At 35.2% G+C, this 13,677-nt stretch carries 6 protein-coding genes; 3 read left to right on the top strand and 3 right to left on the bottom strand.

Features of this window, described 5'->3' with window-relative positions:
* Positions 1-84 precede the first annotated feature (84 nt).
* On the top strand, positions 85-1,296 hold the full coding sequence (locus KEM10_RS15610) for a hypothetical protein (protein ID WP_212216964.1): 1,212 nt from the start codon (positions 85-87) through the stop codon (positions 1,294-1,296).
* A gap of 79 nt (positions 1,297-1,375) precedes the next feature.
* Here the strand turns inward: KEM10_RS15610 and KEM10_RS15605 are convergent, their stop codons facing one another.
* Positions 1,376-3,319 carry a PP2C family protein-serine/threonine phosphatase gene (locus KEM10_RS15605; protein WP_212216963.1) on the bottom strand — a complete coding sequence of 648 codons (1,944 nt, stop codon included), beginning with the start codon at positions 3,317-3,319 and terminating at the stop codon, positions 1,376-1,378.
* 247 nt (positions 3,320-3,566) lie between these two features.
* On the opposite strand from KEM10_RS15605, the gene KEM10_RS15600 reads away from it, so the two are divergent.
* The gene (locus KEM10_RS15600) at positions 3,567-4,685 is read left to right on the top strand and encodes a glycoside hydrolase family 26 protein (RefSeq protein ID WP_212216962.1); all 1,119 of its coding nucleotides are present in this window, start codon (positions 3,567-3,569) and stop codon (positions 4,683-4,685) included.
* 185 nt (positions 4,686-4,870) lie between these two features.
* On the top strand, positions 4,871-7,156 hold the full coding sequence (locus tag KEM10_RS25165; protein ID WP_212216961.1) for an NADP-dependent malic enzyme: 2,286 nt from the start codon (positions 4,871-4,873) through the stop codon (positions 7,154-7,156).
* Positions 7,157-7,227: 71 nt separating this feature from the next.
* On the opposite strand, the gene KEM10_RS15590 is transcribed toward KEM10_RS25165, so the two are convergent.
* Entirely contained in the window at positions 7,228-9,186 is a 1,959-nt protein-coding gene (locus KEM10_RS15590; RefSeq protein WP_212216960.1) for a CotH kinase family protein, read from the bottom strand.
* A 226-nt stretch (positions 9,187-9,412) separates the two neighbouring features.
* On the bottom strand, positions 9,413-13,483 hold the full coding sequence (locus tag KEM10_RS15585; protein WP_212216959.1) for a hybrid sensor histidine kinase/response regulator transcription factor: 4,071 nt from the start codon (positions 13,481-13,483) through the stop codon (positions 9,413-9,415).
* Positions 13,484-13,677: the final 194 nt, after the last annotated feature.

The raw sequence follows: 13,677 nt of genomic DNA, 5'->3' as shown, positions 1-13,677 counted from the left end.
ATATGTTCATTTTGTGATGAAATATTATATTTAACAGTTATTATGAAATAAATTCCTTAAATCAACTAACTTAATTCAATACTAATGCCTAAATATTTATTTTTCCTTTTGGGATTGTTAATTTCAACAAGCCTACTAGCTCAGTCAGAATTTGTAAGAGGACAGTACGCAGATAAAGATAATAATACAAAAGAATGCTTTGTAAAGGTAGAAAAGTGGAATTATATACCATCCAGGTTTTATATCAAGGCAAATGAAAATAGTGAAGAAGTGAAGTTATCATCTGAAGATATAAGTGAGTTGATAATTGAAGGGATTGCAAAATTCAAACTTGTAGAAGCAGAGATAGATAATAAATATGTGACGCACCATACAGCTAAGTTGGTAAGGAATAATAAAATTCTTGTAAAAGTTTTAGTTGAGGGTAAAGCCAGTCTTTATCAGGCAGTGTATAATGATGGAGTATTGTTTTGGTATTCGTTAAATGAAGAAAAACTGAATTTGCTTAAGTATAGAACGTATCAAAGTGCGAATGGGAAGGAAATGGAAGATTATTCGTATAAGTCACAAATACAAGCCGATATAAAATGTGATGATATTTCATTAAAGGATATTCTGAGTCTTAAATATACATCTAAGGCATTAACCGAATATTTTACAAACTATAATAAATACTGCGCTAATCAGGATCCGGATATTTATTTTCAGCATTCTCCATCTTCAACCCAAAAATTCAGTTTTAGTCCGTTTGTGGGGATGTCGAATTATACGATGACGCGACCAGCAGGAAAGTGGGATGATGAAGCAATGACTGTTAATGGGAGCGGTTTTTTGTTGGGCATAGATATAGAATTGGGCGTTGGTAAGAAAAATACCTGGGCTATTGTTTCGCAAATGCATTTCTATAGTTCTGATAAAAGATGGGATATTTCTGATAGGTTTAAGACAATAGAGGGCCGACTTAGATATCAGACTTTCCGCCTGCCTGCCGGTATACGCTATAAGCAACGAATTACAGATCAATTCGGATTGTATGTTGATGTTAATTATAGTTTAGATCTGGCTATTAATTCATATGTGGCAAAGTATACTGATTATAATGATGTTTTATATTCCGAAAAATCAAAAATAAAACCAACAGCACTGGCATTTATTGGTTTTGGTGCCTCTTATAATAAGCTTAAAATAGGTTGTTTATTTGAACCTAAAAGAAACATCTTATCAATGTCAGAGTTGAATAGTGGTCCAACTGACTATAGTGCGTGGTCGATAACTTTATCTTATGCGGTTTTTTAAGCTCAGAAATCGGATAAACTGTGAGTTAAACTCTGTATCCAATAACAAGAACGTCATCAACCTGTTCCTCTGGGCCTTTTCATCTTAAAAAGAAGTTTTGTAAATGCTCTTTTTGTTGCGCCATTGATGGATAGCTTGATGTCTCCAAAATCAACTCTTTAAAGCGTTTCATATTTAACTTTTTGCCTTTCTCACCTCCAAATTGATCAGCAAAACCATCGGTAAATAAGTAGATCATATCGTTTTTTTCTGCTTGAATAGATTGGCATTTATAATTGTAAGAAGAGGACGAGGCTTCAATGCCCTTTCTATCAGCCTTTATTAAGTACAGGTATCTGTTCTGATTGTGTAAAAGAGGTTTCTGAATAGTATTATCTACAATAAGAGGAGTATTATTATTGCGAATTATCAAAATTGGGTTTTTTGCTCCAGCATATTTAATGAGTGAGTCTTTTGGGTAATAAGTAGTAAAAGCAATATCCATTCCATCGTTGATTTGATGTTTAGAGGTATTTAAAAAATAGGAAGTAACCACATCTGCAAGATGTTCAAGAATTTTATTAGGTTGTTTTAGCCTTTGACTGATAGTTGCACTCTTCAGGCCTCCATACCCAATCATCGATAAGACAGCACCCGGTACACCATGTCCGGTGCAATCTATGGCTGCTATCATCTGACAGTCATCAAAAGGCTGATGCCAATATAAATCGCCACTAACAATATCCTTGGGCATATACAAAATAAAATGATCAGAGAAAGCATTAGTTAACTGCTCATCTTTGGGTAGCATCGATGACTGTATTGCTTTTGTATAATGTATACTGTCTAATATTTCTTTGTTACGTTCTTGTATAAATTTCTTCTGACGGGCAATTCGTATTCTTTTCTTTTGCAATAATTTGTTTTGTGAGTTAATTTTATGGAAGTTGGATAGAATAAAAATGAGCAACAACAGAATTATTATAAAACTTCCGGTAGTAATATTCAAAGTCTGGTTCATCGTTGCTCTAAAATCTTTTTCCGGAACAATAATTATTGAATAAAACAAGATGTTATCCTTATTTGAATAGATGGGCTGAAAGCTAATCCACCAGTGTTTATTGTTAATCCTCATTTCAAAGGGGGCGTTGCTTTTAGATTTTTTCCAATAGTTGATACCTTTTTTTAGCGGTATTAAATCAATAGTATTAATATTTTGAAGAAGAAAATTAGATGAAAAGTCAGTATTCTTTTTAGTTTGATTGTCGTTAATGCCAATTAATTCCATATTGTTAGCCATAACAATAAACCCGTAGCTGTTAGCAGTAAGCGAAACAGATTGGATGATGCGGTTAAAGTTTCGCAAAAGAATGTCATAAGCGGTAACAATGGTGTCACCATTCGCTGCAAGGCAATAGGTTGAAGCGGTGATGCCATTTTTATGATCGGTTTGAAGCTGATAAGGTTTTGTCCATGTAACCACTTTGGATTGTTGCTTTATGGATAGAGTATACCAGGGTCTTGTGCAAGGATTATAAACAGTGGAGTCATCTATTACTTTTGTAATCTGATTGTTTTTTGAAAATTGATCTTTCCAAAATGTCTGAATCTCTTTTTTCTTACTGCTTTCCTTATAAGTAATTCTGTTCATCCATTGGCCTTCTTTTCGATGCAGCATATATGAATTACCATTGGATGAAGCTACAACCACAGAGGTAACATTATTGGAATATACCATCGAAGGCATAAAGTATTTGTTATTTTCTTCGGCTTGCAATATGTCTTTTGAACTTTCGTATCCTGTTGTAGGATTGTTTAAAACCAGCCTGTTCATATCATCAACGTAATTTTGTACCATCTCCCTTATTTCGTTACTGTTTTCGTTGATGAAAGAAACCGACAAATCATCTGTTGATTGGTAAAGATTATAAATCAATAGCGAGAAGATGCTTACAAAGAATGGAATAAGGAATACAATTAATCCATTCCAATTGACTTTATGTACCTTAGTGTTACTCTTAGGTTGGGCTATAATTGAATTCATTTTCATTAATCTTCAACACTCATCCCCGTGATGAATTCTATTAAGTATGTGTGATTTTTGGTGCGCGAATATATCATTATAATACGATACAAGATATACTTGAAATTAAATTATATGCTATTCTGAACGAATATGAATAAGAATTGATACAATCTGATAAAAGTATAATACTATTCTAACTCATTTATACTACCACAAGGTTCAATGATGTATATTAGGAGTTATAAATTAGTATTATTTAATTTTTATGAAATTCAGATATTATACAAATCTTTGGTTTTTAGTTGTTTTTGCGGCTGTTTATACCGGATGTAGCACACCTCCTGAAGAAGTAATTAAAGTAGTTGATAAAAAAGCCGACGAAAATGTAAAGAAGCTTTACGATTTTTTGGCAACGAGCGATACTTTAGGAATCATGTTTGGTCATGAAGACTCCTTTGCTTATGGCCATGGCTGGAAGTTTGATGGAGAGGAATATACTTCGGATGTTCATAAAATAAGTGGTGATTTCCCGGCAGTCTTTGGTTGGGATTTAGGGCATATCGAAACAGGTTCGCCTGTTAATATCGATACAGTCAACTTCGAACATATGAAGAAGTTTATTGTAAAGGCTCACGAGATGGGGGCTATTAATACCTTAAGCTGGCACCCGGTACATCCTTCCACAGGAGGAACTACCTGGGACACTACAGTAGTGGTTAATCAATTGTTGCCCGGCGGAGCATTGAATGATAAATTTAACGGATGGATTACTTACATCGGTCATTTCTTTTCCGATCTGAAAGATTCAAAAGGCAATAATGTGCCAGTTATCTTTCGTCCGTTTCATGAACATAATGGTAGTTGGTTTTGGTGGGGCGATGATTTGTGTTCGGTTGAAGAATATACACAGCTTTGGAAATATACAGTTAGTTATTTGCGCGATACCATGAATGTGCATAATGTGCTGTATGCCTATTCACCTAATATTGTAGGATCAGCAGAAGAATACCTGGCCAAGTATCCGGGGGATGAATGGGTTGATATATTAGGTGTTGATGTATATGATTTTCCGCACTACGGAATTAAATATGACGAAGTATTACCTAAAAATCTCGACATTCTGAAATCAATAGCAATAGAAAAGAACAAGCCTTATGCCTTAACAGAAACAGGTTATTTAAATGAAAAGCCTGAGCGTTGGTGGACCGATTCACTTTTGGAGTATACTAAAGATACGGGCATCAGATGGGCGTTGGTTTGGATAAACCTCGAAGAAACTCAGTTCTATTTTACCTATCCGGGTGAAGCCAGTGCTGATAACTTCAATGAGTTTTACGAGAAAGATGAAACCGTATTTGCTTCGGATTTACCAGAGATTTACTAGGAGATAAACTATAAGTGAATGCAACGGACAGTAAGTTTTATCTTGCTGTCCGTTTTTTTTATTTCAGAAGTAAAACGTCTTATAAAAGAACAATCGCAATTGATATATGTTATTGGTTACTGTAGTATTAATACCTAACTTGTATTAATAATTTACCCAATAATAATCTGAAAATTACACCTGTTATGGCTTCATTTACAAAGCAGGACGCTCTTGACTATCATGAGAGTGGTAAACCTGGAAAAATCGAAGTAGTACCAACAAAACCTTACAGTACTCAGCACGATCTGTCACTTGCTTATTCTCCCGGAGTAGCTGATCCTTGTCTCGAAATTGAAAAAACACCCGATGATGTTTATCGTTATACTGCCAAAGGTAATCTGGTGGCTGTTGTTTCAAACGGTACGGCAGTTCTGGGATTAGGAAATATAGGAGCAAGTGCCGGAAAACCGGTAATGGAAGGAAAGGGGCTCTTATTTAAAGTGTTTGCCGATGTTGATGTGTTTGATATTGAAGTTGACGAAACCAATGTTGATGACTTTGTGAAAGTGGTTAAGGCTATTTCCCCCACATTTGGAGGTATTAACCTCGAAGATATTAAGGCACCGGAATGTTTCGAGATAGAAACACGACTGCAGAAAGAATTAGATATTCCTGTTTTTCACGACGATCAGCATGGTACAGCCATTATCTCTGCAGCCGGATTAATCAATGCCATTGAACTTGTTGATAAAGACATTACTCAAATTAAGGTAGTGGTGAATGGAGCCGGAGCATCGGCTATTATGTGCACCAAGCTGTATATGTCGTTGGGCGTGAAGCCCGAGAATGTATTTATGCTTGATAGTAAAGGTTTGATAACAAAAAAGAGAACCGATTTAAATAAATACAAGATTGAATTCGCTCAGAATAGTGAATTAGTGCATCTGGAAGATGTGATTAAAAAGGCAGATGTTTTTCTGGGATTATCAAAAGGTAATATTCTTACAAAAGAAATGGTGCGTTCAATGAACGATAATCCCATTGTTTTTGCATTGGCTAATCCCGTACCCGAAATTAGCTACGAAGATGCCAAGGCGGCCCGTGAGGATGTGATAATAGCCACAGGTCGTTCTGATTATCCCAATCAGATTAATAACGTGTTGGGTTTTCCTTTTATCTTCAGAGGTGCTTTGGATGTAAGGGCTAAGGCGATTAATGAAGAGATGAAAAAAGCGGCGGTTTATGCTTTAGCTGAACTGGCTAAAGAAGATGTGCCCGAAAAGGTTAACGCGGCCTATAAAAGTCAGAATTTAATATTTGGCAGAGATTATCTGATACCTAAACCCGTTGATCCCCGATTGATAACGGTGGTGGCTCCGGCTGTAGCAAAGACAGCCATCGAAACAGGAGTTGCCCGTAAAAGCATTGATAATTGGGAAGCCTATCGTATTGAATTAATGAAACGTATGGGCTTGTATAATAAATTGGTTCGCGATGTTAGTGTGAAAGCTAAATCCGATCCTAAGAAGATTGTCTTTGCCGATGCCGATCATTTTAAAGTTTTAAAAGCGGTGGATATAGTGCGCAACGAAGGCATTGCACATCCGGTTTTACTTGGTGACAGAACAGCTATATTGAAGCTTGCCGAAGAAAATAAAATAGATGTAGAAGGATTGCCAATCATCGATCCTAAAGAAGAAGACCAAAAAGACAGAAAAGAAAACTATGCGCAAATGCTTTTTGAGAAGCGTATGCGTAAAGGTTTGAATAAAGAAGATGCTTGCCGCTTGATGAACGATCGTAATTACTTTGGAGTTATGATGGTAGAGGCAGGTGAAGCAGATGGTTTCTTAGGCGGATTTGCCAGTAAATATGCCGATACTATTCGTCCGGCATTACAGATTGTGGGTTCTAATAATACTTTGAATCACATAGCTGGTATGTACATTGTAATGACTAAGAAAGGGCCTTATTTCTTTGCTGATACAACTGTTAATTATCAACCTTCATCACGTACCTTGGCAGATACAACTTTGTTAACGGTTAATGAAGTCAAGAAATTTAATATTGAACCAGTGGTGGCTTTGGTGTCATACTCTAATTTTGGTTCCACTCGTCAGGGAAGTCCATTGAGAGTACGAAAAGCGGTTCAATACCTGCATGAAAATTATCCGAATCTGATTGTGGATGGAGAGATGCAAGCGAATTATGCCTTTAATGCTGAGTTACGCATGAAGAAATTTCCTTTTACCAAATTGGGTAGCCGAGAAGTGAATACCGTTATCTTTCCTAGTTTAAGCTCCGGAAATATTGCTTATAAAATGATGCAACAGCTTGGTCAGGTGGAAATAATCGGACCAGTTCTTCTTGGGATTCGCAAGCCAATACATGTGCTTCAGATGCAGGCGTCGGTTCGCGAGATTGTTGATATGGCTTCCATTACAGTTGTGGATGCTCAAACCAAAGATGATGATATAATTGAGTTATAGAAACTAAGTTTATTAAACAGAAATGGGACCTATGTATTTAGATCCCATTTTTTATTTATCTGAATTTTAAGTTATTTGATGAACTTAAATGTTTGATCTCCAATCTTGATTAAATATGCGCCATTGACAAGACTATTAACCGGAATCATTCCGTTTCCTGATACTTTAATAGATAATACCATTTTACCTGTAATATCAAATATTTGTAAGTTAACTTGTTCATCATGAGTTGTATAATTAACCATGGCTGTTGCTCTATCATACCATGCGTTAATGGTGATTTGTTTATCTATATCAACTGATGTTCCAATTCCGTCCAGAGATGTAGTTTTTGCAAAATACCACTGTTGATTCAGATTGTTGTTAATTTCATTATCGTATTCAATAACAGGATTACCATTAGAATATGATCCTCCACTATTATCGATAGCAAAACCACTTTGTTTATTTATTATTCCATACATATTACCAGTTGATACCGGAACAAAATTCCACAATTGATTGTCATCGTTAGTATTAGGTTCTGCTTGTATAATAGCATTTACTCGTCCATTTCCACTAATAGCATACCCTGTTACTTTATTTATTATTTGGTAATATAGTTCATCAACTTGTTTTATCTGCCAGTTTTGGGTTAGTTTATTATCATCTTCTTCCCAAGACTCTAACTCACTATATAACCCCTCGTTTTGCACATCAATAGAATTACTAGTTCGTTTATTCAAAATATGATAATAATAATCTTCCACTTCAAAAGGCTGAGATGGCATATTGTTATATGAGAATTCAGAATTTAAGAACTCAATTCGATCCATTACATAGTTTCTTAGAAATCCTATTTCTTCAGCATAGCTTGGGAACCAGAACTGATTTCGATATACTTTTTGATCGAGAATGTCCCATTTAATAAAGTTTTGTTGTTGGGATGCTTCCAGCAATTCTTCGGTATTATTTATGTAATCCAGTATGTATTCTTCTAATCCCTCATCAATCAAGGTGTGCCAGCGGTCTATCACTTCTTTTACAAACCACGAATCTTTATACATTTGCTGGATCCACAGTGTTTGCCCATAAACGAGAGAATGAGCATGTTCTCGCATTAATTTCTCAGTTGCATCTCCCAATCGGTCGTCGTTATTAAAGGCAATATCAAAATCCCAGAGAGGTCCGAAATAGAATTTATCTTCATTTCTTTTCTTTGAGATGTATGTACTCCAAAACGAGTCTGAGTTTCCGGTTAATTCACAGGCTATGTACCAGTTTACAAGTGATGATGTATCAACCATTAATCGGTAGCTGTTTTCTTCATCATCAAACGATGATTCAAATAGCCTGTTTTCAAATGTATTCGTAAAATGGGTGATGTAATCATTTTGTTGTTGATTAATATCTTCACTTTTAGGGTACTTAATGGTTACAGGATTATTTCTGGTAGTATTAAACCAATTTTCTTCGGTATAGGCAAATCCGTCCATTTCTAATAAGTAACCACCGGCTATTTCCGGTAGTTCAATGTCTTCCGGTTCCAGTTTTTCAACATCAATTCTATTGGTGCGTACTTCCATCTGATCAGCTACCATGTAATTACCAAGATATTCACCATTAATAACCACATCAATGTAACGTGCTGCCGAAGTAAATGGCATTTCTATAAAACGACTAATTTCAAAAGCAATTCCGTTTCGGATTAATGATTTATCACAATAATTAGCCAATAAAACCCAGCTTTTTGCATGAGCGGGAAGATTTAAGAAATTGTATTTATTTGTAAATTTTAAACGATATGGTTTTTTTTCAAACCCCCAGGTTGAATTCCCTCTGCCTCGTATTTCAATTTCTTTATCTATGAATTCTTCACTCGAATCCGAACTAACCAACGTTGCAAATCCTGAGATATACTCCTCTTTACTAACAATAGGTGCTTGATTTTCAGTTTCAATATAAAGAGTAGGAATATTTGTTAGCTGATCTTGTGAGTGACTTATTAAATGGGATATAAAAAAGAGTAGTATTAGTAGAGGTTTTTTCATTTAATTTGGATTAATTGTGTGTATTACAAGTACTAAAGTTAAGTATTCTTCGGTAGAACTAATAATATACCACTACTTGAACACACTAATCAGGAGTATGATCAGATGAATGTGTTGATGGTGTAATGTTTTTATAAAGAGTTGTTTGTGATAAAGTTGTTTAAAGTAATTGTGCTTTTAACAGTGTTAAAGGGAGGAAAGAGTACTATAATCTTTCGAATATGAACTATGAATAATTTTCTGTTGCATTGTTTTTCACATACTCTTTGGGAGAAACACCATAAAATGATTTAAAAGAACTGGAGAAATGCGATAGGTTTGAATAGCCTACAGCATAGGCAACTTCGCTTACATTAAGCTTTTTGTTGGTGAGAATATAGGCTGCTTGTTTCATTCGAATATTCTTGATAAAATCACGAGCCGACTGATTGGTTAGTTCCTTCAGTTTTCGATGCATATGTACCCGGCTTATACCAACAGCATCAGCTAGCATCTCAACATTTAGATTGCCGTCAGCAATATTTTCTTTCACCAGAGTCATTATCTTTTGCATAAGAATTTCATCATGCGACTTCATTTGAATCGCTTCAATGGGCTTGTTATCATTCCTCTGAGAAAGTTGCAGGTAAATTTTTCTTCTGTTTTCGAGTAGGTTAGCAATTGTTTTCTTTAAAAAACCACTGTTAAATGGTTTTACAAGGTACATATCGGCTCCGGTTTCTATTCCTTCGGCTCTGTCTTCATCTTTCGATAGGGCTGTAAGTAAAATCACCGGTATGTGGCTGGTTTCTATTTTGCCTTTAATCTTCTTGCATAAGGTAATTCCATCCATTACAGGCATCATAATATCACTGATAATCAAATCAGGCTTATTTTCTTTAATGGATTCCAGCGCTTGCAAGCCGTTTTCGCAAGCCGATACAGAATAGGTCAGGCTAAGTTCGTGCAGCAGGTAATTACGAATTTCGTCTTCATCTTCCACAATCAAAACGCTATAGTTAGATTGTGGGTTTATTTTGTTTGCCTTTTCTTTTAAATTCTTTTCTTCAAAAGGGAATATATTTACCGGCGCCGGAATGAAGTTTTCTTCCAGAATAAGATCTTTTTTGGGCAGATGGCTATTCCCAAGTGGTAAAACAACAACAAATTGAGTTCCAGTTCCGGTAGTTTTGTTTTCAGCAAATAGTTTCCCTTTATGCAATTCAACCAGCGACCTTGATAAATGTAATCCAATACCGGTGCCTGTATTATGAAGATTTTCTTTGGATGAAACCTGGTAAAAACGATTGAATATCTTTTCTAAATCTGATTTTTTTAGTCCAATACCGGTGTCGGAAACCTTGATTTCAACAGATTTAAAATCGCCGTTTCTTGAATTTTTTCCATGCTTTGGTTGAATAGAAATTTCAACAGATCCTCCACTGGTTGTATATTTAAATGCGTTGGATAGCAAATTGAGAATTACTTTCTCGAAGTTTAGAGGATCGATCCAAACCTCCAGTTTCGGATGATTACAATCCACTTTAAAATCAATGTTTTTGCTTTCTGCCAGTAATTCGTATGATCGTGCCACTTCGGTGATGAAATCGTAAAGATTGGTTTTTTGAAATTTAATAAGTAGCTGTCCTTTATCAATCTTACGTACGTCGAGAAGTTGATTCACCAAACGAAAAATACGATTGGCATTAAGGTGCATAGTTTGATATAAGCGAGAGGTTTCATCGTTAGATTTCTTACTTAAAAGTTTTTCCAGCGGATCAATAATTAAGGTAAGTGGAGTTTTAATCTCGTGAGAAATATTAATGAAAAACTGCATTTTGTTTTCATTGGTGCGCTCAGCTTCCAGGCGTAATACCTTTTCTTTATTAAAAATAATAATGCCATATAGAAATATAAAAGCCAATGCTATCCAAAGGATTTTTGCCCAAACAGTTTTATACCATGGAGGATATATAATAATGGTAAGCTTCCTTGGAGTTGAATATTGCTCTTTATCAACTCCCCGAACATAGAAGTGATAAGTGCCATGATTGAGGTTGGTATAGGTCGCATAACGACTTAATGAGTTACTGGTATTCCAGTTTTCATCAAAACCTTCCATCTTATATTCATACGAAATACGGCTTTGGTTGGCTAATTCAACAGATGTAAAACCTATTGAAAACACATTGTCGCTTTCCATGAGTTTTACAGTGTCGGCCAATACAATAGAGCGGTTAAGAATTGTGTGCTTACCCGATTTTTCACCAATTTCAACCGGTTTGTTAAAACGTTGAAACTCGGTTAACATCACATCTCTAATGCTTCGGTTATAATTAAAATAGTCCTTTTTTATCTCTGTAACACCATTAATGCCACCAAAATACAATTCATTGTTTTGAGATTTATAAACAGCATTGCGAGAAAATTCATTGGCCTGTAATCCATCTGAAGCATAGTAAGTTGTAAATGTTGTGTCGATTGGATCAAATTTGCTTAATCCATTGTGAGTACTCACCCATATTTGACCTCTGTCATCTTCGGTGATGCCACAAATAACATTGCTTCCTAATCCGTCTTGGGTGGTAAATGTTTCGGAATGTAATTTTGAGTCAATGCGAACCAAACCGCCATAAGTGCCGGCCCAGATATATCCATTGGAATCAGATATAAGGCTGTAAACAATATTGTGAGGAAGAAACCCGTCATCGGTGGTAAATAAAGTTAACTGGTTGGTGCCTGTTTGAGCATAAACCAAACCATCATAGGTTCCTATCCAAATATTATTAGGGTCAGAAATATGAATATCATTAATCCATTTAGGAATGAGTTGATTTAGGGAATCGGACCAGTTGAGTCCTGATTTAAAGAGTTCATTTTTAATGTCGTATCGGCAGATTCCACCGCCTAAAGTGGCCAGCCACAACTCTTTGTTATTTAGAGGTTTTATTGATGTTATTTTGTCGTTTGTTAACGAAAGAGAATCATTTGGATTGTTCTTATAGGTTTTATATTGGCCGGTTACATAGTTATATCGAAGTAAACCGTTAAAGAAAGTACCAATCCATAAATATTTATCTTTTGAATCGTACAGGCTTAAGACGTTGTTACCTTCACTGTTTCCTTTAGTATTAGTTAATTTAATTTGCCGAACAGATTGATCAGATCGATTCATCTTATAAATACCATCTCCATCTGTTCCAATCCATAAAATATTATTAGATCCATGTAAAGCAGTTATACAGCTCGACCCTATACTGTTCTCACCAAAAGCCCGATATCCATAATGGTTAAACATTTCAGGTGATTCAGGAAAGAGATATAAGCCCTTCTGAAAAATGCCCAACCAAATATTACCAACATTATCTTCGATTATACTATGTATTTTACTTCTGGAAAAATCAAAGGATGAACTTCCCGGATTCATTGGTTCGAGCAGATCTGTTTTATTATTCAGCCTTAGTAATCCTTTGCCATCAGTTCCCACCCAAAGTCTTTTTTTTGAGTCGAATAAAAGAGATTTAACAGGTATATCTTTTTCTTTGGTAACAGCATGGATCTTAGTTATAGCTTTGGTGTATTTATTATAACGCACTAATCCGGCCTTTAAACTAGCAATGTAAATATTTCCTTTGTTGTCGTCACATACATCAGTTATGTCATTTCCAGGTATGAAGTAGGGAATTTTCTGATACTCAGCAAAGGTGTGTATTTCATTAGTTTCTGCATTGAAAGTGTTTAATCCATTGTTATCAGATCCTATCCAAATAAGTCCCTCGTGGTCAATGTGAATACATTCGAGGTAGAAACTACTTAACTGCTTATTTAATCGGGTTGAATATCTAGGTCTTTTAGTCTCATGATCAATTTTAATCAGGCCATAACGTGAGGTGGTTACCCATATATCACCATTTTTTGCTTCAGCAATACCACTTATATAAGGATGTATTTGTTTATCATTGATATAGATCTTTATTTCTTCAAATGATTCTTTTTTAGGATTATAAACCTGTAGGCCATTTATTTGTCCTACCCAAAGATGTCCTTGGTTATCTTCATAAATAGAAGTAACAAAATTCGCTTTCAGACTGGAATGTTCGTTGTTAACTCCTTCAAATGATTTGAATTTGATTCCGTCGAAACGGTTTAAGCCATCTTCTGTAGCCACCCATATAAAGCCAAGATGATCCTGATAGACTTCATTAATCAAACTATTGGATAAACCTTCATTATAGTCGAAAAGTCTTTTTTTCTGACCCAATGTAGATAATGAAATTGTAGATAAAAATAGTAATAGACAGATTTGAGCTGATCGCATAATCCCATTTTGGAAAACTGAGCAACTAAGGTAACAAAAATTAACATCCAATAAAGTAAACACAATAATTTAGAAGCTATACAGATGAAATGTAACGTGCAGAAAAGAAAATGTAACTGACATTTAAGTGTCTTAACTAATTGTAAACATGTTGTAACGATTTTGAAATATTAGAGAAGGTTAAACATGTTACA

The organism is Carboxylicivirga linearis (assembly GCF_018271995.1).
Taxonomy (GTDB): domain Bacteria; phylum Bacteroidota; class Bacteroidia; order Bacteroidales; family Marinilabiliaceae; genus Carboxylicivirga; species Carboxylicivirga linearis.
The sequence above is the reverse complement of the archived record's forward strand: the minus strand, read 5'-3'. Positions and strand labels throughout refer to the sequence as shown.